This window comes from Sphingomonas sp. SphC10 (assembly GCF_057004845.1).
Window position 1 is genome coordinate 3364772 of record NZ_CM168044.1, and the last position, 26862, is coordinate 3391633.

26 protein-coding genes, 1 tRNA gene and 1 pseudogene are annotated in these 26862 nt (G+C 66.8%); 16 read left to right on the top strand and 12 right to left on the bottom strand.

Annotation, left to right across the window (positions count from 1 at the left end; all coding sequences use genetic code 11):
* Window positions 1-16 precede the first annotated feature (16 nt).
* Complete coding sequence (locus ACWKSV_RS15490; RefSeq protein ID WP_076714810.1) at window positions 17-727, bottom strand: VIT1/CCC1 transporter family protein; 711 nt, start codon at window positions 725-727, stop codon at window positions 17-19.
* 101 nt (window positions 728-828) lie between these two features.
* Window positions 829-918: transfer RNA gene (locus tag ACWKSV_RS15495), tRNA-Ser, on the bottom strand.
* A gap of 165 nt (window positions 919-1083) precedes the next feature.
* Between ACWKSV_RS15495 and ACWKSV_RS15500 the strand changes: the two genes are divergently transcribed.
* Window positions 1084-1848 (top strand): DUF1134 domain-containing protein, encoded by a 765-nt coding sequence (locus ACWKSV_RS15500; RefSeq protein ID WP_056430973.1) that lies wholly within the window; start codon window positions 1084-1086, stop codon window positions 1846-1848.
* A 128-nt stretch (window positions 1849-1976) separates the two neighbouring features.
* On the opposite strand, the gene ACWKSV_RS15505 is transcribed toward ACWKSV_RS15500, so the two are convergent.
* Both ACWKSV_RS15505 and ACWKSV_RS15510 read right to left on the bottom strand, forming a co-directional pair.
* Window positions 1977-2378, bottom strand: coding sequence for a hypothetical protein (locus tag ACWKSV_RS15505; protein ID WP_076714812.1), 402 nt, complete (start codon window positions 2376-2378; stop codon window positions 1977-1979).
* A complete protein-coding gene (locus ACWKSV_RS15510; protein WP_076714814.1) occupies window positions 2375-3694 on the bottom strand; it encodes a dihydroorotase in 1320 nt (439 codons plus the stop codon). Before ACWKSV_RS15510 ends, ACWKSV_RS15505 begins: the two co-directional genes overlap by 4 nt.
* A gap of 47 nt (window positions 3695-3741) precedes the next feature.
* On the opposite strand from ACWKSV_RS15510, the gene ygfZ reads away from it, so the two are divergent.
* Window positions 3742-4503 (top strand): CAF17-like 4Fe-4S cluster assembly/insertion protein YgfZ, encoded by a 762-nt coding sequence (gene ygfZ / locus ACWKSV_RS15515; protein WP_076714816.1) that lies wholly within the window; start codon window positions 3742-3744, stop codon window positions 4501-4503.
* Between the two features lie 13 nt (window positions 4504-4516).
* On the opposite strand, the gene ACWKSV_RS15520 is transcribed toward ygfZ, so the two are convergent.
* Entirely contained in the window at window positions 4517-5038 is a 522-nt protein-coding gene (locus ACWKSV_RS15520; RefSeq protein ID WP_076714817.1) for a PilZ domain-containing protein, read from the bottom strand.
* A gap of 267 nt (window positions 5039-5305) precedes the next feature.
* Here ACWKSV_RS15520 and ACWKSV_RS15525 point away from each other — a divergent pair, with 267 nt between their 5' ends.
* From ACWKSV_RS15525 to ACWKSV_RS15540, 4 genes and pseudogenes are all read left to right on the top strand, one after another.
* Window positions 5306-5761: a hypothetical protein gene (locus tag ACWKSV_RS15525; RefSeq protein WP_156884170.1), complete on the top strand. Its 456-nt coding sequence runs from the start codon at window positions 5306-5308 to the stop codon at window positions 5759-5761.
* A 103-nt stretch (window positions 5762-5864) separates the two neighbouring features.
* Complete coding sequence (locus ACWKSV_RS15530) at window positions 5865-6959, top strand: Gfo/Idh/MocA family protein (protein WP_076714819.1); 1095 nt, start codon at window positions 5865-5867, stop codon at window positions 6957-6959.
* Between the two features lie 317 nt (window positions 6960-7276).
* Window positions 7277-7651 (top strand): annotated as a pseudogene (locus ACWKSV_RS15535) (PAS domain-containing protein); the annotation flags it as partial.
* A gap of 89 nt (window positions 7652-7740) precedes the next feature.
* Window positions 7741-9522, top strand: a complete 1782-nt coding sequence (locus tag ACWKSV_RS15540) for a hybrid sensor histidine kinase/response regulator (protein WP_483666925.1) — start codon at window positions 7741-7743, stop codon at window positions 9520-9522.
* A 6-nt stretch (window positions 9523-9528) separates the two neighbouring features.
* Here ACWKSV_RS15540 and ACWKSV_RS15545 read toward each other — a convergent pair whose 3' ends face one another.
* Entirely contained in the window at window positions 9529-9948 is a 420-nt protein-coding gene (locus ACWKSV_RS15545; RefSeq protein WP_076714821.1) for a DUF4383 domain-containing protein, read from the bottom strand.
* Window positions 9949-10089: 141 nt separating this feature from the next.
* On the opposite strand from ACWKSV_RS15545, the gene ACWKSV_RS15550 reads away from it, so the two are divergent.
* Window positions 10090-10944 (top strand): MBL fold metallo-hydrolase, encoded by an 855-nt coding sequence (locus tag ACWKSV_RS15550; RefSeq protein ID WP_076714822.1) that lies wholly within the window; start codon window positions 10090-10092, stop codon window positions 10942-10944.
* Window positions 10945-11058: 114 nt separating this feature from the next.
* Window positions 11059-12822 carry an aspartyl protease family protein gene (locus ACWKSV_RS15555; RefSeq protein ID WP_237243518.1) on the top strand — a complete coding sequence of 588 codons (1764 nt, stop codon included), beginning with the start codon at window positions 11059-11061 and terminating at the stop codon, window positions 12820-12822.
* A gap of 133 nt (window positions 12823-12955) precedes the next feature.
* Here ACWKSV_RS15555 and ACWKSV_RS15560 read toward each other — a convergent pair whose 3' ends face one another.
* On the bottom strand, window positions 12956-15097 hold the full coding sequence (locus ACWKSV_RS15560; protein ID WP_156884171.1) for a TonB-dependent receptor: 2142 nt from the start codon (window positions 15095-15097) through the stop codon (window positions 12956-12958).
* Between the two features lie 156 nt (window positions 15098-15253).
* On the opposite strand from ACWKSV_RS15560, the gene ACWKSV_RS15565 reads away from it, so the two are divergent.
* The gene (locus tag ACWKSV_RS15565) at window positions 15254-15433 is read left to right on the top strand and encodes a hypothetical protein (RefSeq protein WP_042490606.1); all 180 of its coding nucleotides are present in this window, start codon (window positions 15254-15256) and stop codon (window positions 15431-15433) included.
* A gap of 45 nt (window positions 15434-15478) precedes the next feature.
* Here ACWKSV_RS15565 and ACWKSV_RS15570 read toward each other — a convergent pair whose 3' ends face one another.
* Window positions 15479-16030 carry a phosphoribosyltransferase gene (locus ACWKSV_RS15570; protein ID WP_076714823.1) on the bottom strand — a complete coding sequence of 184 codons (552 nt, stop codon included), beginning with the start codon at window positions 16028-16030 and terminating at the stop codon, window positions 15479-15481.
* Between the two features lie 99 nt (window positions 16031-16129).
* Window positions 16130-16480 carry a VOC family protein gene (locus tag ACWKSV_RS15575; protein ID WP_076714824.1) on the bottom strand — a complete coding sequence of 117 codons (351 nt, stop codon included), beginning with the start codon at window positions 16478-16480 and terminating at the stop codon, window positions 16130-16132.
* Between the two features lie 266 nt (window positions 16481-16746).
* On the opposite strand from ACWKSV_RS15575, the gene ACWKSV_RS15580 reads away from it, so the two are divergent.
* The 3 genes from ACWKSV_RS15580 to ACWKSV_RS15590 are packed head-to-tail and all read left to right on the top strand — an operon-like array spanning window position 16747 to window position 20383.
* Window positions 16747-18033, top strand: coding sequence for an MFS transporter (locus ACWKSV_RS15580; RefSeq protein WP_076714826.1), 1287 nt, complete (start codon window positions 16747-16749; stop codon window positions 18031-18033).
* Window positions 18030-19136, top strand: a complete 1107-nt coding sequence (locus ACWKSV_RS15585; protein ID WP_083706536.1) for a metallophosphoesterase family protein — start codon at window positions 18030-18032, stop codon at window positions 19134-19136. Before ACWKSV_RS15580 ends, ACWKSV_RS15585 begins: the two co-directional genes overlap by 4 nt.
* Window positions 19133-20383 carry an arsenic transporter gene (locus ACWKSV_RS15590; RefSeq protein WP_216637089.1) on the top strand — a complete coding sequence of 417 codons (1251 nt, stop codon included), beginning with the start codon at window positions 19133-19135 and terminating at the stop codon, window positions 20381-20383. The genes ACWKSV_RS15585 and ACWKSV_RS15590 overlap by 4 nt, the downstream gene beginning before the upstream one ends.
* 89 nt (window positions 20384-20472) lie before the next feature.
* Here the strand turns inward: ACWKSV_RS15590 and ACWKSV_RS15595 are convergent, their stop codons facing one another.
* From ACWKSV_RS15595 to ACWKSV_RS15605, 3 genes are all read right to left on the bottom strand, one after another.
* On the bottom strand, window positions 20473-21696 hold the full coding sequence (locus tag ACWKSV_RS15595; RefSeq protein ID WP_076714828.1) for a threonine synthase: 1224 nt from the start codon (window positions 21694-21696) through the stop codon (window positions 20473-20475).
* 40 nt (window positions 21697-21736) lie between these two features.
* A complete protein-coding gene (locus tag ACWKSV_RS15600; RefSeq protein WP_076714830.1) occupies window positions 21737-22516 on the bottom strand; it encodes an SDR family oxidoreductase in 780 nt (259 codons plus the stop codon).
* Window positions 22517-22812: 296 nt separating this feature from the next.
* Window positions 22813-23415, bottom strand: coding sequence for a DUF2238 domain-containing protein (locus ACWKSV_RS15605; RefSeq protein ID WP_237243519.1), 603 nt, complete (start codon window positions 23413-23415; stop codon window positions 22813-22815).
* A 111-nt stretch (window positions 23416-23526) separates the two neighbouring features.
* Between ACWKSV_RS15605 and ACWKSV_RS15610 the strand changes: the two genes are divergently transcribed.
* The 4 genes from ACWKSV_RS15610 to ACWKSV_RS15625 all read left to right on the top strand — a co-directional run bounded on the left by ACWKSV_RS15610 (window position 23527) and on the right by ACWKSV_RS15625 (window position 26820).
* Complete coding sequence (locus ACWKSV_RS15610) at window positions 23527-24270, top strand: dienelactone hydrolase family protein (RefSeq protein WP_076717879.1); 744 nt, start codon at window positions 23527-23529, stop codon at window positions 24268-24270.
* Window positions 24271-24416: 146 nt separating this feature from the next.
* Complete coding sequence (locus ACWKSV_RS15615; RefSeq protein WP_237243520.1) at window positions 24417-24956, top strand: TadE/TadG family type IV pilus assembly protein; 540 nt, start codon at window positions 24417-24419, stop codon at window positions 24954-24956.
* A gap of 8 nt (window positions 24957-24964) precedes the next feature.
* Window positions 24965-25504, top strand: a complete 540-nt coding sequence (locus tag ACWKSV_RS15620; protein WP_237243521.1) for a TadE/TadG family type IV pilus assembly protein — start codon at window positions 24965-24967, stop codon at window positions 25502-25504.
* Window positions 25501-26820, top strand: a complete 1320-nt coding sequence (locus ACWKSV_RS15625) for a TadE/TadG family type IV pilus assembly protein (protein ID WP_076714838.1) — start codon at window positions 25501-25503, stop codon at window positions 26818-26820. Before ACWKSV_RS15620 ends, ACWKSV_RS15625 begins: the two co-directional genes overlap by 4 nt.
* The last annotated feature ends 42 nt before the right edge of the window (window positions 26821-26862 follow it).

Here is a 26862-nt window from a genome sequence, read left to right on the forward strand (position 1 = left end):
AGCTTCTATACTATCGTCAGATCACCGTGCCGGTCAGCGTCCCGATCAGCGCGGTCACCCCCATCGCCAGCGCGCCCAGCAGGACCACGCGCGCCATGCCGCGCCCGACCGGCGCGCCGCCCGCTTTCGCGCCGAGTGCGCCCAGCACCGCTAGCAGGACCAGCGCCGTCGCGGGCGTCAGATAGAGGACCCAGGCCCGGGGCGACAGCGCGGCGGCCAGTACGGGCAGGATCGCGCCCCCGCTGAACGCCCCCGCCGAGAACAGTGCCGCCTGGAGCGGGTCGGAGCCGCCGTCATCGGCCAGCCCCAGTTCGTCACGGCGATGCGCGCCCAGCGCGTCATGCGCCATCATCTGCTCGGCCACCTGCCGCGCCAGCCCCGCCTCGACTCCGCGCTGTTCGTAGATCGCGGCCAGCTCGCGCGTTTCGGCCAGCGGCGCACGGACGAGCTCCGCCGCCTCGCGCGCCAGATCAGCCCGCTCGGTATCGGCCTGCGAACTGACCGACACATATTCGCCCGCCGCCATCGACAATGCGCCGCCGACCAGAGCGGCGATCCCGGCCACCAGCACGGCGGCCGCCGTCGCACCGGGCGCGGCGGCGACGCCGACGATCAGGCTGGAGACCGAGATGATGCCGTCATTGGCCCCCAGCACGGCGGCGCGAAGCCAGCCCGTGCGATGGACCAGATGCTGTTCGCCCATGGCGTGAATGGTGGTCTGGCTCATGGGGTATCCTCAGGCATGCCGGACGCACAGGATCCGGCGCGCGCCTGTGGCGGGGGCCCGTCCGGGCGGTCGATCGAATGTCGGGAAGCGGCGGCGCAATATGGCGGAGACGGAGGGATTCGAACCCTCGGTACGGTTTCCCGTACGACGCTTTAGCAAAGCGTTGGTTTCAGCCACTCACCCACGTCTCCGGCTGCGGCGAGGTGCGGCTATAGCGGGGCCGGTGGAGGCAATCAACCGGGTCTGGGCGGGATTTTATCAGGAAAATCGACTAATCCCCATTTCGTCATTCATTGCGCCGCAAGCTGCGGGCTGGTTAACGTGGCCTATCAGTTCGCCGGGGGAGTTGAGAATTCATGCGTATCGTCTGTCTGGGCCTGTCATGGCGTCTGTCCCTGCTGGCTGGCCTGGCCATGGTCGCCACCGCGCCGGTTGCGGCGCAGGTCCGCACGATCGACCCCAATCAGGGCATCGACAGCGACCTCGGCACCCAGCCTTCGCGCCCCGCACCCCAGCAGAGCGCACCGCCGCAGGACTATGATCCGCCGGTCCAGTCGACCCCGCCCGCCCAGCAACCGCCGGTCACGACCACGCCCGGCACCCCCGATTCGCGCGCGGCCCAGACGACGCAGGCTGCCGATACGTTCGAGCGCGACGACCTGTTGGCGGCGGGTGAGGGTGTGTTCGGACAGGGCGCCGAGGGGCTGGCGGGCATCATCGAGCGAATCCTGCGCGAACAGGGTCGGCCCAACGCCTATATCGCCGGGCGCGAGGCATCGGGCGCGTTCGTCGTCGGCCTTCGCTATGGCTCGGGCGTGATGACCCACAAGGTCGAGGGGCAGATGCCGGTCTATTGGACCGGGCCGTCGCTGGGCTTCGATATTGGCGGCGATGCGAACAAGGTGTTCGTGCTGGTCTATAACCTCTACGACACCGAGGAACTGTTCCACCGCTTCCCCGCGGCCGAGGGGCGGCTCTATTTCGTCGGCGGGTTTGCGGCGACCTATTTGCGGCGCGGCAATGTCGTGCTGATCCCGGTGCGGCTGGGCGTCGGTTGGCGCGCGGGCGTCAATGTCGGGTATATGAACTTCACGCACAAGGCGCGGTGGCTGCCGTTCTGATCGGGTCTTGAGGGCCGGGGGATTCCCTTGGCCTTCGACTTCGCTCAGGCTGAACGGTGGTGGGGTAGTGTGGCCAAGCTTTTACAACGGCCGTTCAGGCTGAGCGAAGTCGAAGCCCACGCTCGACCCTATCCCCGCATCAGCAACCGATAAGGCTCGCTGACGGCCATCACCGGCACGTCCCAGGGATGCGCGGCGAGCAGGGCGTCCGCCAGCGCCTCCACATCCGCCTCCGCATCATGGATCGCGGTCAGGATGACGGTCGGCGACCAGCTCGCCGCACCGACCGCGCCCAGGGTCGGCACCGCGCCCGCGCCCGGCCGGAACCCCTCATAGCCGAGCGCCAGCTCGACCACTTCGCGATATCGCCCGAAATCGCCGAGCGGGGCTGTGCGCAGGATCGCCAGCAGCGCGGCGGCGGTGGGATCGTCCTCCACCGCCGCCGGATGGCCCGCCATCAGCGCCGCGAGCGTGGCGGGTGCGACCGGGCAATAGACCCGGATGTCCCGCACCCACCGGCTCTCGCTCATCCGAAGTCGACCGCCTCGAAGCGGATCGGCTGGCCGGTCGGCGCCTCGGCGAGCTGGTCTTCCCACATCGCCACCTGGCCGCGCACGATGGTGCCGATCGGCTTGCCGGTCAGTTCCATGCCGGTGAAGGGCGACCAGCCGCACTTGGACTGGAGCCACCGATCCTCGATGGTCCAGCGCTTCTTCAGGTCGACGATGGTGAAGTCGGCGTCGTAGCCCGCCGCGATCCGCCCCTTGCCGACGATGCCGAAGATGCGCTGCGCACCCGCGCTGGTCAGTTCGATCACGCGCTGCAGCGACAGGCGGCCGTTCGCGGCATGGTCGAGCAGCAGCGGCAGCAAAGTCTGCACGCCCGGCATACCGCTCGGGCTGCCTGGATAGGGCTTGGCCTTTTCCTCAAGCGTGTGCGGCGCATGGTCCGAGCCGATCACGTCGGGCACGCCCTGGTTCAGCCAGTGCCACAGCCCGTCGCGATGCGCGCCCGAGCGGATCGGCGGGTTCATCTGCGCCAGCGTGCCGAGACGCGGATAGGCTTCCTCACCCGCCAGCGTCAGATGCTGCGGCGTGACTTCGCAGGTCGCGATGTCCTTGTGCTGCGCGATATATTCCAGCTCGGCGGGCGTGGTCACGTGCAGGATGTGGATGCGGCGATTCGCCTCGCGCGCCAGGCGAAGGATGCGACGGGTGGCGAGCAGCGCGCTCTCGTCGTCGCGCCAGACCGGGTGCGAGGACGGATCGCCCTCGATCCGCTCGTCGACGCGGGCGTTCATCCGGTCTTCGTCCTCGGCATGGATCGCGACGCGGCGATGGCCCGAGGCGAGCACTTCGGCCAGCCGCGCATCCTCGGACACCAGCAGGTCGCCGGTCGAGGCGCCCATGAAGATCTTGACGCCCGCCGTGCCCGGCATCCGCTCCAGCTCGGCCAGGTCGCGGGCATTGTGATTGGTCGCACCCACGTAAAAGGCATGGTCGCAGAACATCGTCCTGGCGCGGGTCAGCTTGTCGGTGATCGCCTCGGCCGAATCGGTGTTCGGCTTGGTGTTGGGCATTTCGAACACGGCGGTGACGCCGCCCATCACCGCCGCGCGGCTGCCGGAGGCCAGGTCTTCCTTGTGCATCAGGCCGGGCTCGCGGAAATGCACCTGGCTGTCGATCACGCCGGGCAGGATGTCGAGGCCGGTGCAGTCGATCACCCGGCCCGCATCGCCTTTTGCCCCGATCGCCACGATCCGGCCATCGCGCACGCCGACATCGGCGCGGACGGGGCCGCCGGGGGTGTGGACGGTGCCGCCGGAGAGAAGCAGGTCGAAGGTCATGGCAAACGGGCCTTTCGCATAGGGTCACGCCCTCCTACCTTGCGGTCATGACCGATGCCACCCCAACAGCCATTCCTGCGACGACCTCCGCAACGACCCTTTCCGACCGTCGCCTGATCCGCATCGCGGGCGAGGATGTGCGCGGTTTCCTGCAGGGGCTGGTGACGCAGGATGTCGTGGGCCTGAAGCCGGATGCCCCGCGCTGGGCCGCGTTGCTGACGCCGCAGGGCAAGGCGCTGTTCGACTTCCTCCTATGGGCCGAGGGCGAGGCGGTGCTGGTCGATGCGGAGGCGTCGCAGGCCGAGGCGCTGGCACGGCGGCTGGGCATGTATCGCCTGCGCCGCGCGATCACGATCGATCCGGTCGAGGGACTGGCCGTCCATTGGAGCCGCAGCGCCGAGGGACGCCCCCATGATCCGCGCCTGCCCGCGCTGGGCCATCGCTGGCTCGCCCCGGCGGGGGAGGCGGCGAGCGGCTGGACCGCGCACCGGTTGTCGCTGGGCGTGACCGAGGGTGTCGGCGAGCTGGGCTCGGGCGAGACGCTATGGCTGGAGTGCAATGCGCGCGAGCTGAACGGCGTCAGTTTCACCAAGGGCTGTTATGTCGGGCAGGAGAATACGGCGCGGATGCACCACCGCTCGAAGGTCAATCGGCGGCTGGTCGTCGCTCCCCTGGGCGAGGCGGGCGACCGGACCCGCGCGACCTATCCGGAACTGGGCCTGATGGTCGAGCATCGCCGCGTCGAGTCGCTGGGCGACGCGATCCGCCCCGACTGGCTGGCGGCGGCGTTGCAGGCCGATCAGGACTGACCGACCCCTCGGATTATCGAGACAGGGCCTGGGTGATCTGCGCGGCCGGGGCGGCCAGCACATGGCCGACCTGAATCGCGATGGTCGCGGCGGCAACCAGCCCGAAAAGGCCGAGCGCACCGAATTGCATTGCCTGCGACAATGAGCGGCTGCGCTCCATGCGCCGGGCGGCGTCGATCTCCCCGGCCATGGTGTGACGCAGGGTGGAGCGGTCCTCGCTGCGACGCGTGCCAGTCGGCCGCGCTTCGAGGCGGGGCTCGTTGACCAGCGCATCGGCGCTGATGACATCCTGCGTACGGACGCCCGAGAATCGGTCGCGCCGCCAGACGACCCGGCCGATCACCACCTGACGGCCGCGCCGCAGGTCCAGATATTCGCCCGGCGCGAGGGGATCGTCACAGGCGATCATCATGCCCCGCGACGAGATATTGTGGATGCACGCATCGCCCCAGCCGCGGACGGACTTGATCCGACAGGGAATCAGAACCTGTCGGCGCGCTTCGCGATTCTTATAGCCCGGTCCGGACCGCCCCATGGCAGTTTCCCTGCTCCAAATTCGACCAAGTCCCTGTCCATAGTGGGCAGAGGGAAAGAAAGGATGAATCGGTTTTCACTAATGTATGTTGCGCCGGGCGTAACGGTGTGGACAGCCGTCTCGGCCGTGGCATGTCCCGTGTCGGGAGGAATCGGAAAGGCATGACGCGCCCGCCCTTTTCGGTTAGCTTCGGGGTAGAGAAACCGAGGAGAGGTCATGCCGAAGATCGGTCTTGCGCTTGCCCTGTTGTGCGCGTCGTCAGCCGCCTTGGCCGCAACCCCCCAGCCCTATAGCTGGGGCAGGCCCGGCGCTTCGCGGGAGGCTTTCGACGGTGGCAGCCGCGCCTGTATGTTGAAAGCGGCCCGGCGCGACGTGGCCGGGGACACGGCGGCGAAACGCTATGTACGCGGCGCTGCCGTGTTGGATCGCGAAGCGAACGTCCCCCCGGTCGTCCCGACCGACGACATATTCGACATCAGCACGCGCCAGATGCTGTTGCGGCGCGCCTATGCGCCGGACCGGCAGGTCGATGCCCTGCAGTCGCAACTGCAATCCGAAGTCGACCAGTGCCTGGTCCGGTCGGGCTATGTCCGCTTCGCCTTGACCCGCGAACAGGCGCGCATATTGCGTCGCTACCGCCCCGGCTCGGAGCAGCGAAAGACCTATCTCTATACGCTGGGCAGCGACGCCCGGATCGTCGAGGCACAGAGAATGCGCGACTGATCCCCCCTCCCGGCGGGAGAGGATTACCATGACAGGTCTTCGTCGTTCATGATAACCCTCTGATCGAACAGGCGAACATGCCTGGCGAACACGGGAGAGCATCATGCGGGACGCCGATCGTCGGACCATCATCGCGGGGCTGGGGGCGGGGCTGGCCCTGGCGGCGGGGGGCGGGGCCTGTGCCGCGCCGCGCGGGCGCAAGGCGGGGTACGCCATTGTCGGGCTGGGCCGCTATGCCGAGCTGATCATGTCGAAATTCGCCGAATGCGAGCAGTCGCGGCTGGTCGCGCTGGTCAGCGGCACGCCGGAGAAGCTGGCGCGCTTCGGCGAGAAATATGGCGTGCCCGAGAGCCACCGTTATTCCTATGCCGATTTCGACCGCATCCGCGACAATCCGGATGTCGACATCGTCTATGTGATCCTGCCCAATTCCATGCACGCCGAATATACGGTGCGCGCGGCCAAGGCGGGCAAGCATGTCATGTGCGAAAAGCCGATGGCGATCTCGGTCGCGGAATGCCGCACGATGATCGCGGCGTGCCGGGCGGCGGGGCGCAAGCTGATGATCGGATATCGCTCGCGGTTCGAGCCGCACAATCGGCTGGCGATCGACATGGCGCGGAAAGGTTTCGTCGGGCCAACGCGGATCATCACCGCCGACCATGGCTTCAACGCGCAGCCCAACCAGTGGCGGCTGGACCGCAAGCTGTCGGGCGGCGGCTCGCTGATGGACATCGGCATCTACAGCCTGAACGCCACCCGCTATCTGACCGGGGAGGAGCCCGTGGAGGTCAGCGCGATCGAATCCACCGACCGCAGCGATCCGCGTTTCCGTAACGTCGAGGACCGGATCAGCTTCCTGCTGCGCTTTCCATCCGGCATCGAGGCGACCTGCGTGTCGAGCTACAGCTCCAACCACAATATGTACCGCGTGTCGGGCACCGATGGCTGGATCGAGCTGGAGCCCGCCACCTCTTATGAGGGGCAGAAGATGTGGGTCCGCCGCAATGGCCGGACCGAGGAGCAGCAGGTGCCCGCAGGCAAGGGCCAGCATGCCGGACAGCTAGACCATTTCGCCGAGTGCATCACCAACGGCACCGATCCGCTGGTGCCCGGCGAGGAGGGGCTGGCGGATATGCGGGTGATCGAGGCCATCTATCGCTCGGCGCGGGAGGGGAGGCGGATCACCCTGGCCTGACCGTTGCCACGGGGCGGTATGGCGGATTTTGCCCTGAAATCCGTCGCATGGCGCGGGAATTTGGTCTAGCGTCGGGATCGCAGCCCGGCTCCGTCGGTCGCGGCCCTGGAGGATTGCACCCACTCATGACGACCGCCCCCGGCTTTCGCGACAGCCTGTACAGCGGCGGGATGTGCGGCGCGCTGATCGCCGAGCGTGACTGGTCGCAAACGGCGCTGGGGCCGATCGAGGGCTGGAGCGCGCCGCTGCGCACCGCCACGCTGATCCTGTTGCGCTCGCCCGTGCCGATGGTGATGCTGTGGGGCGAGGGCGGCGTCATGCTCTATAACGACGCCTATGCGGTCTTTGCGGGCAAGCGGCATCCCCAGTTGTTGGGATCGCCGGTGCGTGAGGGCTGGCCCGAAGTGGCCGACTTCAATGACAACGTCATGCGCGTCGGGCTGGCGGGGGGCACGCTGCGCTATCAGGATCAGGAACTGACCCTGTACCGCAACGACGTGCCCGAACAGGTATGGATGAACCTGGATTACTCGCCGGTCATCGACGAGGACGGGCGGCCCGGCGGCGTGCTGTGCGTGCTGGCCGAGACGACGGGCCATGTCACCGCCCGCGCCGCGCTGGTCGAGAGCGAGGCGCGGTTCCGGCTGATGGTCGACACCGTGCCGCAGATCATCTGGATCGCCGATGCCGAAGGGCGGATGGAGTTTCTGAACCGGCAATTCTCCGACTATACCGGCGCCGCCTTTCAGTCGCTGTCCCCGGCGGAGATTGCGGGGCCTTCATCCATCCCGGCGACGGCCCGCATGTCGTCGCGGCGTTCCAGGCGGCCCGCGACAGCGAAGGCGTGCACCGGTCCGAGCACCGTATCCGCTCGGCCGCGGGGGAATATCGCTGGTTCCTGGACCTCGCTCACCCCTATCGCGACCCGCGCACCGGCGAGATCGTCCGCTGGTTCGGATCGTCGGTCGACATCCATGACCGCAAGGTGGCCGAGGACCGGCTGCGCGAGCTGAACGCCACGCTGGAGCAGAGGGTGGCCGAGCGGACCGCCGAGCGCAACATGCTGGCCAAGCTGGTCGAACATACCGACATCATGGTCATGGCGATCGACCTGGATTTCAACATCCTGGCGCTGAACGCCGCCAATGCCGCCGAGTTCGAGCGGGTGTTCGGCGTGCGCCCGCACACCGGCGACAATATGCTGGCACTGCTCGACGACCAGCCGGTGCTCCGCGAGGAGGTGCGCGCGGCCTGGACGCGGGCCATGGACGGCGGGCGCCTGACCGTCGTTCAGGAGTTCGGCGATCCCGACCGTGACCGACCCTGTTACGAGATCAGCTTCCACCCCCTATTCGACGAGGCGGGTGCGCAGGTCGGCCTGTACCAGTTCGTCACCGACGTGACCGAGCGTCTGCGTCGCGAGGCACAGCTGGTCGAGGCGCAGGAGGCGCTGCGTCAGGCGCAGAAGATGGAGGCGATGGGCCAGCTGACCGGCGGCGTCGCGCATGACTTCAACAATCTGCTGACCCCGATCGTCGGGACGCTCGACCTGTTGCAGCACAAACAGTTGGGCGGCGCGCGCGAACAGCGGCTGATCGCGGGCGCGGCGCAGTCCGCCGAGCGCGCCCGCACGCTCGTCCAGCGGCTGCTCGCCTTTGCACGGCGCCAGCCGCTTCAGCTGATCCCGGTCGACATGGCCCAGCTGGTGGCGGGCATGAGCGATCTGGTCGCCAGCACCACGGGGCCGCAGATCGCGATCGAGGTCGATATCGCCCCCGGCCTGCCGCCCGCCGATGCCGATCCCAACCAGTTGGAAATGGCGCTGCTCAACCTGGCGGTTAATGCGCGCGACGCGATGCCGGACGGCGGCACGTTGCGCATCACGGCGTCACGGCGCGACGTGGGCACCGATGGCGCGCCGGGCGACCATATCTGCCTGTCGGTCGCCGATACGGGCAGTGGCATGGATGCCGCCACGCTGGCGCGCGCGGTCGAGCCGTTCTTCTCGACCAAGGGCGTGGGCAAGGGCACGGGGCTTGGCCTGTCGATGGTTCATGGCCTGGCTTCGCAGCTCGGCGGTGCGCTCGATATCCATAGCGTCCCGGGGCAGGGGACGCGGGTCGCGCTGTTCCTGCCGGTCAGCGGATCGGCCTCGCCCGTCGCCGCAGCCGGACCGGCCTGTGCGGGGCCCGCGAAGCGCAGCGGCCGGGTGCTGCTGGTTGATGACGAGGAACTGGTGCGGCACAGCACCGCCGATATGCTGGGCGACCTGGGCTATGCGGTGATCGAGGCGGGCTCGGCCGAGGAAGCGGTCCGGCTGGTCGAGGCCGACACGGCGTTCGACCTGCTCGTCACCGACCATCTGATGCCCGGCATGTCGGGCACCGATCTCGCCCGGCTGGTTCAGGCACGGCGGCCGGGCGTCGCGATCCTGCTCGTCTCGGGCTATGCCGAGGCGGAAGGGGTCGAGCCCTCCATGCCGCGCCTGACCAAGCCGTTCCGCAAACAGGAACTGGCGCAGATGCTGGCGCAATTCACCAACGCGCCGGCGGCGGTGGCCTGACCGCCGTTACCGCAGCGTGCCGTTCACGACATGCTCGCGGTGGACGAAACCGAAATAGCCCGCGACCAGCGCCAGCAGCGCGTGCAGCCAGATGTCGTTGCCATAAAGCGGCACCAGCCCGAAGGTCGTCGCGGTCAGCGGGATCAGCCCCATCACCGTCAGCACGGCATAGATGATCGCCACCCCCTTGGCATAGCCGAAGGCGGTCGGGATACGGCGCGCCGCCAGCACGCCCCACAGGCCGAAGGCGAGGTGGACCAGATTGTGCAGGATGTTCACCGGAAACAGCCCCAGCGCCAGCCGGGACGATGCGGTGACGCTGACCCCCGGATGGGCGTGCGTGGGCGACAGGCCGGGCACGAACCCCGCCGCGCCCGCGAGAAGGAAGACGATACCGAAGATCATGGCAAAATGTCTGACCGACATGGGGGTGCTCCTGTGGCGTTGCTTGTCCCAGCGTCTCCGGCGGGGGGCTTGTTCCCCGCCCCTGATCCAGATGAGTCGATTTAACCGATTGGAAGAGAACGGAATAAGGAACCGTCCTTTGCGTCGTCCGGTTGAGGGGATATGCGGATTCACCATCTCAACTGTGGCACCGACTGCCCATTGGGCGGGGCGCTTTTCGACGGACGCAGCCGGGGCCCGATCGGCCAGCTCGTCTGCCATTGCCTGCTGATCGAGACCGAGGCGAACGGGCTGGTGCTGGTCGATACCGGCTTCGGCCTGCGCGATGTGGCGCATCCCCATCGCCGTCCCGAACCGCGCATCCCCCTGGCGTGGCGCGCGATGCTCAACATCCGGCTGCGCGAGCAGGAGACGGCGATCCGCCAGATCGAGGCGCTGGGCTATACCGCGCACGACGTGCGGCATATCGTTCTGACCCATCTCGACTTCGATCATGCGGGCGGGCTGGAGGATTTTCCGCACGCGACCGTGCACGTCATGGCCCGCGAATATGACGATGCGACCGGCCCCCATGACGGCATCGTCGCGCGCAACCGCTGGCGCCCGCCGCAATGGAACGGGGTGGATCGCTGGCGGCGCTATACCGCCAGCGGGGAATCCTGGTTCGGCTTCGACGCGGTGCGCGATCTGGCCGGGCTGCCGCCCGAGATTCTGATGGTGCCGCTGCCGGGTCATACATGGGGCCATGCCGGGGTCGCGATCCGCCAGCCGGGCGGGCGCTGGCTGCTCCATGCGGGCGACGCCTATTTCTACCGGGGCGAGATGCGCAGCGCCCGGCGGCATTGCACGCCCGGCCTACGCGCGTACCAGCGTTTGATGGAGGTCGACGCCACCGCGCGCATGACCAACCAGGCCCGCTTGCGCGCATTGTCGATCGAACGGCGGGACAGCGTCACCATGGCCTGCTCCCACGACCCCGTGGAATGGGAACGCTGTCGCGACGGGCATCCGCTATAGCCGAATAGCTGGCGGGAAACGGCCCCGTATTTCGAGAATGTCAGGCGCGCGTCATCCTGGCCCGCGCCCTGCGCTGATATGCTCGGCCCCTATAGCTGGCATGGGGATGGTGGCATGGTGAAGGGGGCAGGGCGCAGGCGGATCATGGTCGCGGCGCTGTGGGTCGGGGCGGCGGCGAGTCCGGCCATGGCGGAGACGTGTAAGGTCGGCCAGATGGCGGCGATTCCGGTCACGATGCAGGGCCTGCGCCCGGTGGTCGAGACCCGGATCAACGGCAAGCCCGCCCCCTTCATCCTCGACAGCGGGGCCTTTTACAGCAACATCTCGCCTCCCGTCGCACGCGAACTGGGCCTGCCGGAACAGCCCTTGCCCTTCGGCTTCCGGGTGAACGGGATCGGCGGCAGCTCGGACGCCACCGTCGCCACGGTCAAGCATTTCACGCTGGCCGGAGCCGACATCCTGAACATCCAATTCATCGTCAGCGGCAGCGATGTCGGACAGACCGGCCTGCTCGGGCAGAATGTCCTGGGCCTTGGCGACGTCGAATATGACCTGCCCGGCGGCATGGTCCGCCTGTTCAGGCCCAGTGGCTGCGCACACGCCTCCATGGCCTATTGGACCGGCGGCAAGCCCTATTTCGAGATCCCGATCGAGACCAAGGATCAGGCGCACAGCCACACCGTCGGCACGGTCGAGCTGGACGGCGCGAAGCTGAACGCGACCTTCGACACCGGCGCGGCGCAGACCGTCCTGAGCTTGCGTGCCGCCGCCCGGGCGGGCGTCCATCCCGGCGATCCGGGCGTCGAGGCGGCGGGATGGGAGCGTGGGCTGGGCCGCCATGTCGTCCAGGGCTGGACCGCGTGGTTCAAGCTGTTGAAGATCGGCAATGAGGAACTGCACAATGTGCGCCTCCACATCGCCGATCTGGGGCCGCTGGAGACCGACATGCTGCTGGGCGCGGACTTTTTCGTGTCGCACCGGCTCTATGTCTCCAATCTCCAGCACCGCATCTATTTCACCTATAGCGGCGGGCGACTGTTCGATGCGGTGGCGCATGCCGATCCGGGCACGGCGGCGGTCGTCGCGCAATCCACCACCGAGGCCGCGCCGCCAGGCGATGCCGAGGGTTACAGCCGTCGCGGCGCGATGTTCGTCACCCAGCACGACCTGCCCCATGCGATCGACGCCTTTACGCAGGCGATCGCGATGGCACCCAAGGACCCGCGCTTTCCCCGCCAGCGCGCGCTCGCCTATCTGAACCAGCATCGCCCGGTGCTGGCGATCGACGATCTCAACACCACGCTGACGCTCGACCCGGCCGATACGCAGGCGCGGTTGATCCGCGCCGAACTGCGGTTGCGCGCGGGCAATCCGGCGGGGACGATCACCGATCTCGACCTGCTGAACGGGCAGTTGCCGCGCGAGGACGCGGTACGGCTTCAGATGGCGCGGCTCTATTCGGGGGCGGACGCCTTCGATGCGGCGATCGCGCAATATGATCTGTGGATGGCCGCGCATCATGACGACTCGCATCGCAGCAATGCGCAGAACGGCCGGTGCTGGTCGCGGATGCTGGCCGACAAGGATCTCGACAAGGCGCTGGGCGACTGCAACGCCGCCGTCCACGCGATCCCCGGCGATCCGAGCTTTCTCGACAGCCGGGCCTTCATCCATCTCCGCCAGAAGGACGACCGGGCCGCGCTTGCGGATTTCAACGCCGCGCTGGCGATCGATCCGAAGCGACCCTGGGCGCTGTACGGGCGCTCGATCGCCGAGACGCATCTGGGCATGACCACCGAAGCCGCGCGCGACCGGACGCTGGCGACGGGGCTGGACAAGCGCATGCCGGAGCGGATGAGGAAATACGCGATCGGCTAAAGATCCTCCCCGGTACGGGGAGGTGGCAGGCCGAAGGCCTGACGGAGGGGGCGTGCCACAAAGGGCACCCCTTGCCGCACGCCCCCTCCACCATGCTGCGCATGGTCCCCCTCCCCGTGCCGGGGAGGATTTCTTAGAACGCCTTCGACACGCCGACGAAGAAACCGCGACGCGGGCCATATTGCGGCGCGCCGACACCCACGCCGGTCCCGTCGCGGATTTCGTATTTGTGGTCGAGCACGTTGATGACGTCGAACCGGATGTCCAGGTTCGGCCCCGCCAGATGCTGGCTCGCGGTCAGGTTGAATTGCGCATAGGGCGACAGCTTGGCGCCGTTGGGGATGGAATTGACGTCGTCGTCGCGGCGCAGGCCCGAACCATAGATCATGCTGCCGCCCAGCTTGGTCCCTTGCGCAAAGGCATAGGACAGGCCCGCCGATCCGGTGAACGTCTGGTCGTGGTCCAGATAGATGTAATGCCGCGCAATATAGTCGAGATCGTCCTGGCCGAAGCTGAACTGGCTGGAGACGATGCTGCGCCCCTTGGCCTTGGCGGCGGCGAAATTGGCATAGGCGAGCAGGCCGCCGCGGGCATAGCTCATATTCGCCTCGATCCCACCGATGCGGCCCTGCTTGTAGTTGAACGGCGTCAGGATGATCGGCGCGCCGAACTGCCCCTCGTCGATCAGGTTCTTCGAGATGCGGTAATAGGCGTCGACGCCATAGGTGAAGTAGCGGCTGGGCTTGGCCTGGAATCCGACATCGAAATAATCCTGCCGCTCGGCATAGGGCACGTCGTTGACGGTGACGGCCGGATAGGCGCTGGTGCCGACGAACTTGGCGATACTGGTGTTGCCGACCAGCTCGAAGGGCGGCGGCACGAAATAGCGCGAATAGCCCGCGTGCAGCGTGTAGATATCACCCGGCTGCCAGACCAGGTTGACGCGCGGCGACAGCTGCCCCTCGCGCCGATAGCCATTGTAGAGGTCGTAACGCGCGCCATAGTTGAGCGTCAGCTTGGGCAGGAGCTTCCATTCATCCTGGAGATAGGCGCTGAAGCTGGTCGCGGTCTTGCCGCTATTGTCGGGAATCGCGATCGGTTCGCCCGCTTGGGCACCATTGCCGTCGACCGGGAAGACATTGGTCGTCGTCGCGCTGGTCGAGCGGTCGCGCGTCACCAGCAGGCCGCCGCGCAGCGTGTGTGCATCGCCGACATGATAGACCGCATCGACCTGTCCGCCGATCGCGAAGTCCTGCTTATACGCCTGTTGCGCTTGCCCGTTATAGAGAAGCTCGCCCAATATGTCGGGGCGATAGCGCAGCGACGAATAGCGCGCGAAGAGCGAGGCCTGCACGGTCAGCGGCTCGGCATCGTGGAGAAAGGCGACCTGGCCGAAGCCGGTCTTTTCCAGCTGCGTCTCGTTCAGCTTTTCGCTGGGGAAGGCGGTCTGGCCGCCGACGCTCCACCCGGCGCTCGGCTGCTGGCCGACGGGGTTGGGAATCTGGAACCACTGGTTGGAATAGCCGCCGACGAACGACACGCGATTCTGATCGTCCAGGATATGGTCGATATAGGTGAAGGCCTGATATTGGTCGGTATCGTCATGCACCGGGTTCGACCGGCCGTCGACGCTCTCGATTCCAAGCCCGCTGTGCCGGTAATCGCCCGACACGAAGTAATTGGTGCTTCCCGAAGAGCCGCCATAGGTCAGGCTCGGCTGGATGGTATTGTGGCTGCCGCCATAGATGGAGGCGGTGCCGCCATTGTCGAACAGCCCGCTCTTGGTGGTAATGTCGATGATCCCGGCGGTGCGCAGACCGTATTGGGCAGGCAGGGCGCCGGTCAGGATGTTGACCTTGTCGACCAGGCGCGGCGACAGGGTCTGACCGAACACCGCCAGCCCCTCGGGCAGGATGGTGCCGTTGATGCGATATTGCAGACCGTTGTGATCGTCGCGGACATGGAACTGGCCGAAACCGTCCTGCACGACGCCGGGGGCCTGGAGCAGGATCTGGTTGAACTGCTGGTTCTCGCCACCGGGCAGCGCCTTGATCGTGGCGCTGGTGATTTCATAATTGGAGGCGCCCAGGCTGGGCTGGATATGCTCGCGCGCGGTGTCGAGCCGCTTGGCCGTGACGACGATGTCGGAGGGCTGATTCGCCGTGGCCGCCGGGGTGGCGTCCGCATCGGGCGTCGGCACGCCGCGGGTCTGCGCCAGCGCAGGAAAGGCGATCGCGGACGACGCGACACAGCAGAGGAGAGCACAAAAACGCATCGATAACCCCAAATGTTATAACGTCTCCCGAGCGAGCTATCTTGCTGCGCCGCAATGGGATGGCAAGGCAGGTCAGGGTTCATGACGCATTTGTAAGCGGGCCATCATGCGGGGCGCCGCCATGGTCAGGGGCCCGCGAGCGCGCTATAAGGGGGCATGGCCGAACGCTTCGAACGACACCGCCAGCCCTGGCGGCAGGACGAGATTCAGAAACTCCACACCCTTGCGAAGAAAGGCATGGCGCTGAAGGCCATCGCCAAGGCGCTGACCCGCAGCGAGGAGTCGGTCAAGGCGCGGGCGAAGGAAGACGGGCTGTCGATCGCCAAGCTCCACTGAGGTTTCGGGGCGCAGTCCGTCCGCGCCCGGCCCGCGCCTCGACCGTCAGCGCAGGATGATGGCGGCCCCGTGCTTGTGGGCGCGAATTTCCTCTTCGGTCAGGCCGTTGATCTCGTGCGGGAAGATCAGCCAGTCATTCGTCTCATGGACGAAGAAGTCCGGCGTCAGGTCGGTCACGTTGCGTGACGGCTTGTAATAGACGGTCGCGACCTTCACCTCGTCCGGGAGATTGTTCCGGCAGCGTTGCTTCAGTTCCTTCAGCAAGGCGCGGACCGAACGCCCGGAATCGAACACATCGTCGATCAGGAGCAGACGATCCTCCGGGTTCAGCACGTCGACCAGATGACCCAGCCCGTAAATGCGGACCTGCGGCTCCTGCTGGTCGATGCCGGTATAGGAGGCGGTGCGGATCGCGATATGGTCGCTCTGTATGCCGCGATATTCGAGCAGTTCCTGGACCGCGATGCCGACCGGCGCACCGCCGCGCCAGATGCCGACGATATGGGTCGGGCGAAAGCCGGAGTCGAAGACCAGATTGGCCAGGCGGAAGGAATCCTCCAGCAGGCGGTCGGCGGACAGGTAGATTTTGGTGGTCACGGCAGTCGTCCATCATCATTGCGGAGCCGGGCACATAGGCTTCGGCATCCGGACAGGCCGCCTATGTGATGCGGTCGGGCCGACAGGGCAAGTTGGGGGCTATTCGACGATACGGCCGATCCGCACCAGCACCCCGGTCGGATCGCTGACCGCGAACTCATAGGTGCCCCAGGGCTTGGCGTGCGGCGTGCCCGGCTCTATGATGCAGTCGCGGACCCGCTCGGCGACCGCGTCGACATCCTCGACATAAAGATAGAGACCGAACGGATTGTCCTGCGTGCGCACCGGCCAGCCCGGCATGTGGTTGAGGTGCAGATGCCAGCCGCGTCCGTCCTCCAGGATGCGATAATGACCGAAATCGGCGGCGACCGAAAAGCCGAGCCGTTCGTAGAAGGCGGTGCTGGCATCGAGGTTGTCGGCGGGGACGATGGCGACGCAGTGGTGGTTCATGCTGATGCCTTCCTTGCGGCCGAAGGGATGTGCCGAATCCTGAAGTCATGGCCATCACCGTTTTGACCATCGGGCGAAAAGTTCCGGCGCTTTCTCATGAAGTTATTGTCATGAATTCTTGCGCGGTATTTGAGTTGGTAACGGGTTTATCCTTGTTGTACAGCAGGATAACTTTGCCGCCAATCGTTCGCCAAACATAAATCATACGATCGGCGGATATTTCAAACTATTGCTGGGTTGGGCCCCGCATCTCGCGGAGACCTATCATGGCCACAGCGGCATTACCCGATTCTCGAACGTCCCCATCGTCCGAAGGCGATCGCCGCCGCGCGACACGCTGGTTGCAGGCGCTCAACTTCTTCATGGCCGATATGCAGGCGGGCATCGGCCCGTTCCTGGGGGTCTTCCTGCAACAGCGCGGGTGGCAGACCGGGCCGATCGGCACCGTCATGACGCTGGGCGGCGTGGCGGGCATGGTGATGACGGTGCCTGCGGGCGCGTTCATCGACCATACCGACAAGAAGCGCTGGGTCGTCGTCATCACCGGCATCTGCACGGTTCTGGCCTCCTTCCTGATCCTCTGGTCGCAGACCGGCATCGTCGTCGGGGTCAGCCAGGTGGCGACCGCCATTGCGGGCGCGGCGATCGGCCCGGCGGTGACCGGCATGACGCTGGGCGTCGTCCGGCAAAAGGGCTTTAACGCGCAGAACGGCCGCAACCAGGCCTGGAACCATGCGGGCAACATGGTCGGCGCGGGGCTTTCCGGCTTTCTCGGCTGGAAGTTCGGCATGCCCGCCATCTTCTTTCTCGCGGCGGCCTTCGGCGTGTTGGCGATCATCTCGGTCCTGTCGATCCCCGAACGCGCCATCGACCACCGCGCCGCGCGCGGGCTTGAGGATGAGGACGGCGACGATCAGGAAGGCGGCCAGGCCGAGGGTTTCAAGGCGCTGCTCGCCAACAAGCCGATGCTGATCCTGGCGGCGGCGCTGGCCTGCTTCCATCTCGGCAACGGCGCGATGTTGCCGCTATACGGCATGGCGGTGGTCGGCGCAGGGAAAGGCGATGCGGCGATGTTCACCGCGACCACCGTCATGGTGGCGCAGGCGGTGATGATCATCGCCAGCCTGGTCGCGATGAAGGTCGCTGCCGGGCGCGGTTACTGGCTGGTCCTGCTGATCTCCTTTGCCGCCCTTCCCCTGCGTGGCTTTCTGGCCGGCACCTTTATCGAGCATTGGGGCGTGTGGCCGGTCCAGGCGCTCGACGGCATCGGTGCGGGGCTTCAGAGCGTCGCGGTGCCCGGCCTCGTCGCCTGCCTGCTCAGTGGTACCGGCCGGGTCAATGTCGGGCAGGGCGCGGTGATGACCATCCAGGGCGTCGGCGCCTCGCTGTCGCCCGCCATCGGTGGCTGGCTGGCGCAGGAGTTGGGCTATCACATCGCCTTCTATATTCTCGGCGGTTTCGCGATGGCGAGCCTGGGGCTGTGGATCGGCTTTGCGGGCACGTTGCGCCCCGCCTGCTCCGGTGGTGCCAAGCCCGAGGAGGCACAGGCGTGAGCGGCATTTGCTGGGTCCATATCGGCGACCTGCATCTGGACGAAGCGGACGACTGGCAGGGCCTCGACCGGCTGGAGACCATCGTCGCGCAGGTGAATGCGCGGATGGGCGACGCGGACTTCGTCTTCGTGCCCGGCGACAACGCCAATCACGGCACGCCCGAGCAATATGCCCGGATGATCGACGCGCTCGCGCCGCTGTCGCTGCCCTGGCGGATCATCCCGGGCGACCATGATTTCGAGCCGGGGGACCTGTCCCACTACGAAGCGGCGATCCTTAAGGCCAACCGGCCCGAGACGGAGGTGATTGCCGGGCATCGCTGCCTGTTCCTGGACGTGGTGTCGGCGGGGGCCGGTGGTCCCGACTTCCGTCTGACCATGCACCACCGCAACAAGCTGGCCGAGGAGCTGGCACGGGCAAAGGCGTCGGGCGAAGTGCCGCTGGTCTTCATGCACGCCTATCCCGGCGATCTGGCGGCGGACGGCGACATGATCGCGCGCCAGTTCATCGACGGCGAGGTCGCCTTCGTCGACACCGGCCATACCCATTATAACGAGCTGCTCAACGACGGCCGCGTGATCTATGGCGCGACCCGCTCGACCGCGCAGATCGAGGAGGATGGCGGCGCACCGGGCTTCACTATCGTGTGTGTCGAGGACCGGGTGGTCAGCTGGCGCTTCCGGCGGCTGGATGCGGCTTGGCCGCATGTGCAGATCGTGTCGCCGGGCGATGTCCGGCTCATCACCCGCCCGACCGACCCGCATCAGGTGCCTCGGCCCGGTGCGGTCGAGATCGTCGCTCGGCTGTTCGGTGCGGATGCGACGCCGGTCGCGCGGGTCGGCGATAACGACACGCCGATGACGCGGGGCGAGGACGGCCTGTGGCGGGCGACCGTGACTTTGGCCGAGGGATTGAACGCGATCGAAGTCCGCTGCGGCGAAGGCTATGACCGGATCGACTGTCTGGTCCGCGGCGCCCATGCCATCCCGAAGCGCCGCCTGCCCGTCGCACCGGGCGAGGATTGCCACGCGATCGGCGCCTGGCCTATCGCCGGGATCGATGGTGCCCGGCTCGGGCCGAACAAGAATGGGTGCGGATGGTGACGCTGGCTTATGGAGCCACCTGGGCGATTGCGGGGCTGTCGACCGCGGGCGTGATCGCGCGGCCGATGCGCTGGCCCGAATGGATCTGGGCGGTGGCGGGCGCGGTGCTGCTGATCGTGCTCGGCCTGATGCCGCTGGGCGAGGCGGGGCAGGCGATCGCGAAGGGCACCGACGTCTATCTCTTCCTGATCGGCATGATGCTGCTCAGCGAGACGGCGCGCGAGCATGGCGCGTTCGACTGGATCGCGGCGACCGCCGTCAACATGGCGGGCCGGTCGCGCGCCAAGCTGTTCGCGCTGGTCTATGCGACGGGCGTGGTCGTCACGACCTTCATGTCCAACGACGCCACCGCTGTGGTGCTGACGCCCGCCGTGTTCGTCGCGGCGAAAAAGGCCAAGGCCGATCCGCTGCCTTTGCTGTTCGCCTGTGCGCTGATCGCCAATGCGGCCAGCTTCGTGCTGCCCATCTCCAACCCGGCGAACCTCGTCCTCTATGGTGGGCACATGCCGCCGCTGGGCGCATGGATGGCGGCGTTCGCGCTGCCCTCGCTGGCGTCGATCCTCGTGACCTTCGCGGTGCTGCGTTTTACCCAGCGGGCGCGGATCGCGGGGGACTGCGAGAGCGATGTGACTCGCGACCCGCTGTCGACGGGCGGCAAGCTGGCCATTGCGGGCATCGTGCTGACGGCGCTGCTCCTGTTGGTCGTGTCGGCGCTGGATGCCGAACTGGGCCTGCCGACCGCATTGGCGGGGATCGCGACGGCGGTGATCGTGTCGCTGCTGGCGGGGCGCTCGCCGCTGACGCTGGCCAGGTCGGTGTCCTGGGGTGTGCTGCCGCTGGTCGCGGGGCTGTTCGTGCTGGTCGAAGCGCTCGACCGGACGGGCGTGATCGCCTGGGTGGCGCGGGGGCTTCGCGACATGCTGGCCGATCCGACGCGGGCGGCGGCGGTGTCGGGCACGACGCTGGCCTTTGTCAGCAACGCGATGAACAACCTGCCCGCTGGCCTCGTTGCCAGCAGTGCCATCGCCCAGGCGCATCCGCCGCAGATCGTCACCGACGCGTTGTTGATCGGTGTAGACCTCGGCCCGAACCTGTCGGTCACGGGGTCGCTCGCGACGATCCTGTGGCTCCAGGCGATCCGGCGCGAGGGGGAGGATGTGAGCTTCCTCGCCTTCCTGAAGGTCGGCGCGGTGGCGATGCCGCTGGCGTTGCTGGCGGCGTTGGGAATTCGGCTGTTGATCGGGTGAGGCTGGAACGTGCACTTCGACTTCGCTCAGTGCGAACGGGGTTCAGTACCAATTTCCGTTCAGCCTGAGCGAAGTCGAAGGCCAAGGGACTACAGCGCCGCCAGATCGATCGCCCCGTTCTTGTCCAGCCATTGCCCCGCTTCGGGCATCGGGTATTTCAACCCGGTGGCGCAGTTGAACAGCACGACCCGCTCATCCTCATCGACCAGATTGTCGCGCACCGCCTGATTGTACGCCGCCAGCGTCGCGCCGCCCTCGGGACAGAGCAGCAGTCCGTCCTTCTTGGCGCAATCCTCCACCGCCTTCAGGATCGCCGGGTCGCCCACCGCCAGCGCCGCGCCGCCGGACTCGCGGACCGCGCGCAGGATCAGGAAGTCGCCGACCGCCTTCGGCACGCGGATGCCCGCCGCCACCGTCGCGGCATCCTCCCAGCGTTCGGCATGTTCCTCGCCCGCTTCATAAGCACGAACGATGGGGGCGCAGCCGCTCGCCTGTACCGCATACATGCGCGGACGTTTGCTGCCGATCCAGCCCAACCGCTCCATCTCGTCGAACGCCTTCCACATGCCGATCAGGCCGGTGCCGCCGCCGGTCGGGTAGAAGATCGCATCGGGCAGCTCCCACCCCAATTGCGCGGCGAGTTCCAGCCCCATCGTCTTCTTGCCCTCGATCCGGTAAGGCTCCTTCAGCGTCGAGAAGTCGAACCAGCGCCCCTCGGCCGCACCGCGCCCGACGATCGCGCCGCACTCGTCGATCTGGCCGTTGACCCGCCAGACGCGCGCACCCTGGGCGGCGATCTCGCGGACATTCACTTCCGGCGTTTCCTCCGGGCAGAGGATGACGGTCTCGATCCCGCAGCGCGCGGCATAGGCGGCCAGCGCCGCGCCCGCATTGCCGTTGGTCGGCATCGCGATGCGGGTCACGCCCAGTTCGCGCGCCATCGCCACTGCCATGACCAGTCCGCGCGCCTTGAACGAGCCGGTCGGCAGTCGCCCCTCATCCTTGACCAGCACATTGCCGCCGCCCGATCGGGGAATGGGGATCAGCGGCGTCTCGATCTCGCCCAGCGAGACGATGCTCCCGGTGCGGCGCACGGGCAGCAGTTCGCGCCAGCGCCACAAGTCCGTCTCACGCGCGGCGATGGTGTCGCGCGACACCGCCTGGCCCAGGGCCTCCAGATCGTAGCGGACCAGCAGCGGGCGTCCGGCGCGCGACAGGCCGTGAAGCTGGTCCGCCTCATAGCGTTCGCCGGTCAGCGAGCATTCCAGATGGGTGATGAAGGTCGGGCGGTCTTCGGTGAGGTTGCGATTCATGGCCCCAGCCTATCGGCCGAAACCGCCCGACACCATAGGCTTAGCCTGGGCTCGCCGCCGACCCGGCCAGCAGCCCGCCATCGATGGTGAACTCCGATCCGGTGATATAGCTCGCCTCGTCCGAGGCCAGCATGACCGCGATCGCAGCCACCTCGTCCGGTTCGCCGAAGCGTTTGAGCGGCGTATCGGCGACGAGCGCGGCCATCCTAGCGGCGCGGTCGGGGCCGTCGCCCAGCATCGGCTCCCAGATCGGCGTCAGGATCGCGGCGGGGTGGATGGAATTGCAGCGGATTTTCCACCCCGCCTGCGCACAATAGAGCGCGACCGTCTTGCTGTGGTTGCGGATCGCCGCCTTGGACGAGGCATAGGCCGCCGCGCCCGGTATCCCGACCAGGCCCGAGCGCGACGAGATGTTGATGATCGAGCCGGTGCCCGCCGCCTTCATCGCGCCGATGGCATAGCGACAGCCCAGGAAGGTGCCGTCCAGATTGACCCGGTGCACCGCCCGCCAGTCCGTCAGCGACGCATGTTCGGGATCGTGCGGTACGAAGCCGTCCTCGAACCCGGTGATCCCGGCATTGTTGACGACGACATCGGCGGTGGGCACGACCCGGGAGAGGCGCTCCCAGTCGGCTTCTTCCGAAACGTCGAGCGGTTCGAAGCGGCAGCCGATGCTCTCTGCCGCTTCGACGCCGGTGTCGGCATCGCGATCGGTCAGGATGACGGTTGCGCCTTCCTCGTGAAAGCGGCGGGCGATGGCATGGCCGATCCCGCGCGCAGCGCCGGTGACGACGCACGTCTTATTCTGCAAGCGTGACATGAATCTCTCGAAATGATGGGGCAGGGGGCGGTGCGTGCCGCCGTGCAAAGCTGTGCCGCGTCAGCGGTGCCGCTGGACCATGTCGAGAACTCCTGGTGTCGGCCCGACTTTACCATAGAGCGGTGTGCGCTTCATCTTTTTTTGTTCGCGCGGAGGCGCGGAGACGCGGAGGTGTCTGGATTTGCCGCGCTTTCGCACACCCTCTCGATCGGAAGACGAAGTCGATTGGTTGTGAATGGAGGCAGCCTGCGGCTGGGCGAGACTCCTCCGCGTCTCCGCGCCTCCGCGCGAACAAATCACCGCTCCACCATCCCCGCCATCTGCCGATCATGCACCCGCGACAGCGTAACCACCGCCGCGACCGCGCCGATGAGGCACATCAGCATGTCCCATTGCGTGTCCCACGGATCGCCCTGCGTCCCCAGAAACTCGTCCGCGCCCTGGCCCAGCGCCATTGCCGCGCCGAACTCGATCAGTTCATACGCCGCGCTCACCGCCAGGCAGCACGCGATCACGAGGAAGGTCAGCATCCCGCCGCGCACCAGCCCGCCCCGCCGGACCAGCCATTCCCGAAACACGATGGCGGGCACGAACCCCTGCGCGAAATGGCCCAGCCGGTCATAGGGGTTGCGCGCCAGATGCAGCCAGGCCTGCACCCAGAACCCCGCCGGCACGCGCGCATAGCTATATGCCCCACCGAGCATCAGGATCAGCCCGTGCACTCCGATCAGGACCAGCGCCAGCTCGGTCAGCGGAAAGTGCCGCCGCCATCCCCAGAGCAGAGGCAGCGCAACCAGCACCGGCGCGACTTCCATCCACCAGGTCGCCCGGTCGAACGGATGCAACCCCGAGGCGATCAGTCCCAATATCCAGACCGCGCTCAACAGCGCCAGCCGCATCCTGCTCCCCGACATAGGCCGACGATAGCGACGGCCGTGGTCCACGCAACCCGATTGCCCTGCCTTCAACGGGATGCGATGGGCAAGGCCATCAACCAGGACAGGCCCGCCATGATCATACGCAGCGACGAGACCCAGGATGTCGAGGTGCCCGGCAACGGCACGATGCGGATGCACCTGTTCCGCCCCGCCATCGACGGGCGCTTTCCCGGCATCCTGCTGTTTTCCGAAATCTATCAGGTGACCGCCCCGATCCGGCGGCTGGCGGCGATGCTGGCGGGGCAGGGCTATGTCGTCGCGGTGCCCGAGGTCTATCATGAATATGAACCCGCCGGGACCGTGCTCGCCTATGACAAGCCGGGCACGGACCGGGGCAACGACCTGAAGTTCACCAAGCCGGTCGCCGCCTATGACGCGGATGCGACCGCAGGCCTGACCGCGCTGTCCGCGCATCCCGCGTGCAACGGGCATCTCGGCACGTTCGGCGTCTGCTTGGGCGGGCATCTGGCCTATCGCGCCGCGCTCGATCCGCGCGTGGGCGCGGCGGCATGCTTCTATGCCACCGACATCCATTCGGGCACGCTGGGCGAGGGGCGCTGCGACGACAGCCTGGCACGCATGGGCGAACTGAAGGCCGAGACGATGTTCGTCTGGGGGCGGCAGGACCCGCATGTCCCCTATGCCGGGCGCGAGACGATCCGCGCGCGCCTGGAAGAGGTCGGCGCCTCCTATGAATGGCATGAGGTCGCCGGGCAGCATGCCTTTCTCCGCGACGAGGGGCCGCGTTACGACCCCGCGCTGTTCCTTCAGGCGATGAGCTGGACATTGGCGCTCTACGCCCGCGCGCTACGCTAAGGCAGGAAGGGGCGGCTCGATCGGTTCCGTTACGCAGCCGGTTTGTTTGCCGAAGTTTAACCGGTTCTGACCAATATGGGCGGGAAGGATATCCGCCGCCCATGTCACCCTCTCTCCCCTCCCGCCATTCCGGCGACGTTCCACCCGTGCTCCGGACCGATCGGCGGGGGGCGGTGATCGTCGAGTTCGCGCTGGTCGCCGCGCCGTTCATCGCGCTGCTGCTGGCGATCCTGCAGTCGAGCCTCGCCTATCTGGCGCAGGAGGCGCTGGAGAGTGCGGTCGAGGTCGCGGCGCGCGGTATCGTCACCGGCCAGACCCAGGCCGCCGATCTCGAGGGCCTTGGCGACGGCATGACCAAGGCGCAGCTGGCCGAGCGGTTCCGCAGCAAGGGGTGCCAGTCGCTGCCCAGCTTTCTGTCCTGCTCGCGGCTGTTCGTCGATGTGCAGAGCGTCGCGGCGGGGGCGACCATCCCGACGGGCGGCACGGGATCGTTGAACTTCGATGCGGCGGCCCGGAAGTTCACCGACCTGTCCTATGACGTGGGATCGCAGGGCTCACTGGTCACGGTGCGTTTCATCTATCTCTGGCCGATGCCGATCGCACCTGCCGCCGATCTGTCGCCGCTGAGCAGCAAGCCGACCATCCTGATCGCGACATCGGTGTCGAAGACCGAGGCCTATCTGTGACGGCGCGCGTGTTTCGGGCCCTGCGCGGCGACGAGCGCGGCGTCGCGCTGGTCGAATTCGCGATCATCCTGCCGGTGATGCTGGTCCTGTATCTGGGCGGGGTGCAGTTGCAGGACGCGATGGCGTGCAAGCGCAAGGTGACGATCACCGCCCGCGCCGCCGTCGACCTGATCGCGCAGAACGCGACCGGCAAGATGACGAAGGCCGAAATCCAGTCGAATCTGGTCGCGGCCTCACAGGTGATGCAGCCCTATGTCGCCGGGGATTCCCAGATTCGGGTGAGTGAGGTGTCGACCGATGCCACCGGAAATACCAAAGTGGTCTGGAGCCAAGGCTTGTCGATCGCGCCCTATGCGCCCGGCCAGGCGATCGACATTCCCGCCGCCATGAAGACGCCCAACGCCACCTTCCTGCTGGCGCAGGTCAACTATCCCTATCGTCCCCCCACCAGTTTCGGTCAGTTCGGCCCGATGACGCTCGGCGACACGCTGTGGATGGTCCCGCGCAACACCGACCAGATCGCCTGTTCGGATTGCTCACTCCCATGATCCTTTCGCTTTATCGCTTCGTGTGCGGCGTGCTGCGTCATCGTCGCGGTGCGGTGATGATGATGTTCGCCATGGCGCTGCCCGTCCTGATCTTCGCGATCGGCATGGGCATCGATTATGCGCGGGCGATGAAGGCGCAGACCAAGATGAATGCGGTGGCGGACTCCGCCGCGCTGTCGGCGGTCAGCAAGGTCGCGATGGGTATGAATGACGGCGATGCGGTGGCCTATGCCCGCAAGATTTTCGACGCCCAGGCGGCAGCTTTGATCGCGGCGGGCGACATCACGGTCGGCACGGTGACCATCACCGCCCCGACCGACAGCAACGGCCGCCGGAACGCCGCAGTCAGCTATAGCGGCGTGTCGAACAACGTTTTTGCGGGTATCCTGGGACTGGGAACGCTCGCGATCTCCGGCAAGTCGGAGACAACGAACGCCGTCGCGCCCAACATCAACTTCTACATGTTGCTCGACGTGTCCAGTTCGATGGCCCTGCCCACGACCAGTGCGGGTCTGGCCAAGGTGGCGGCCAGCAATTCGAAAAAATGCCAGTTCGCCTGTCACGCCGAAAATGACCTGAAGGGCCGGAACGCTTCGGGCAATACGGTCGATCTCTACGACGTTGCGCAATCCTATAACCTGACGCTTCGCATCGACGACGAAGGGACCGCCGTGTCGAAGCTGACGACAAATGCCACCAGCACGTCCAGCAAGACCGGAGCAAAGTATCGGATCGCCGTCGGGACATTCCGGGGACGCGGCGGGTTTCAGCTGATCCGCAAGCTTACGTCCAGCATGTCGAAGGTCGTTGCGGCGACACAAAATCTGGAACCGTTCAAATATGACCGGAACGGGTGCCCGACGTCTGCCTGCCGGTCGAACGAAGTGGGTTACAACGACACCGACACCGGCACCAGTGACGCGATGGTCCAGATGAACAAGGTCATGGGCACGCCCGGCACCGGCATCAACAACGACACGCCGCAGGCGGTGATGTTCCTGGTCACCGACGGCATGCGCGACGAATTGCGCAGCGGAGGTCTCCCGGAAATCGCGATCGACACCGTGCCCTGCGATACCATCAAGGCGCGAGGTATCCGGATCGCCGTCCTCTACACCGAATATCTACCGGAATCGCTGACCGGCGACCCGTGGTCGGAAACCTATATCAAGCCCAATCTCTACAAGATCGAACCGGCGCTTCAGGCGTGCGCGTCGCCCGGTCTCTACACCAAGGTTTCGACCGACCAGGATATTTCGGCGGCCATGGCCGCGCTGTTCCAGAACGCCGTCGCAACCGCACGGATCACGCAATAAGCGAAGGGGCGGGGGATACCCCGCCCCGATTACCCCGCTCCG

What these genes read in the sequence shown, in the direction of transcription:
- ACWKSV_RS15625 (WP_076714838.1), top strand. Translation starts at nt 25,501, where the DNA reads ATGATCCTTTCGCTTTATCGCTTCGTGTGCGGCGTGCTGCGTCATCGT.
- ACWKSV_RS15555 (WP_237243518.1), top strand. Translation starts at nt 11,059, where the DNA reads ATGGTGAAGGGGGCAGGGCGCAGGCGGATCATGGTCGCGGCGCTGTGG.
- ACWKSV_RS15600 (WP_076714830.1), bottom strand. Translation starts at nt 22,516, where the DNA reads ATGTCACGCTTGCAGAATAAGACGTGCGTCGTCACCGGCGCTGCGCGC.
- ygfZ (WP_076714816.1), top strand. Translation starts at nt 3,742, where the DNA reads ATGACCGATGCCACCCCAACAGCCATTCCTGCGACGACCTCCGCAACG.
- ACWKSV_RS15520 (WP_076714817.1), bottom strand. Translation starts at nt 5,038, where the DNA reads ATGGGGCGGTCCGGACCGGGCTATAAGAATCGCGAAGCGCGCCGACAG.
- ACWKSV_RS15565 (WP_042490606.1), top strand. Translation starts at nt 15,254, where the DNA reads ATGGCCGAACGCTTCGAACGACACCGCCAGCCCTGGCGGCAGGACGAG.
- ACWKSV_RS15530 (WP_076714819.1), top strand. Translation starts at nt 5,865, where the DNA reads ATGCGGGACGCCGATCGTCGGACCATCATCGCGGGGCTGGGGGCGGGG.
- ACWKSV_RS15490 (WP_076714810.1), bottom strand. Translation starts at nt 727, where the DNA reads ATGAGCCAGACCACCATTCACGCCATGGGCGAACAGCATCTGGTCCAT.
- ACWKSV_RS15580 (WP_076714826.1), top strand. Translation starts at nt 16,747, where the DNA reads ATGGCCACAGCGGCATTACCCGATTCTCGAACGTCCCCATCGTCCGAA.
- ACWKSV_RS15510 (WP_076714814.1), bottom strand. Translation starts at nt 3,694, where the DNA reads ATGACCTTCGACCTGCTTCTCTCCGGCGGCACCGTCCACACCCCCGGC.
- ACWKSV_RS15545 (WP_076714821.1), bottom strand. Translation starts at nt 9,948, where the DNA reads ATGTCGGTCAGACATTTTGCCATGATCTTCGGTATCGTCTTCCTTCTC.
- ACWKSV_RS15560 (WP_156884171.1), bottom strand. Translation starts at nt 15,097, where the DNA reads ATGCGTTTTTGTGCTCTCCTCTGCTGTGTCGCGTCGTCCGCGATCGCC.
- ACWKSV_RS15505 (WP_076714812.1), bottom strand. Translation starts at nt 2,378, where the DNA reads ATGAGCGAGAGCCGGTGGGTGCGGGACATCCGGGTCTATTGCCCGGTC.
- ACWKSV_RS15595 (WP_076714828.1), bottom strand. Translation starts at nt 21,696, where the DNA reads ATGAATCGCAACCTCACCGAAGACCGCCCGACCTTCATCACCCATCTG.
- ACWKSV_RS15605 (WP_237243519.1), bottom strand. Translation starts at nt 23,415, where the DNA reads ATGCGGCTGGCGCTGTTGAGCGCGGTCTGGATATTGGGACTGATCGCC.
- ACWKSV_RS15500 (WP_056430973.1), top strand. Translation starts at nt 1,084, where the DNA reads ATGCGTATCGTCTGTCTGGGCCTGTCATGGCGTCTGTCCCTGCTGGCT.
- ACWKSV_RS15575 (WP_076714824.1), bottom strand. Translation starts at nt 16,480, where the DNA reads ATGAACCACCACTGCGTCGCCATCGTCCCCGCCGACAACCTCGATGCC.
- ACWKSV_RS15550 (WP_076714822.1), top strand. Translation starts at nt 10,090, where the DNA reads ATGCGGATTCACCATCTCAACTGTGGCACCGACTGCCCATTGGGCGGG.
- ACWKSV_RS15610 (WP_076717879.1), top strand. Translation starts at nt 23,527, where the DNA reads ATGATCATACGCAGCGACGAGACCCAGGATGTCGAGGTGCCCGGCAAC.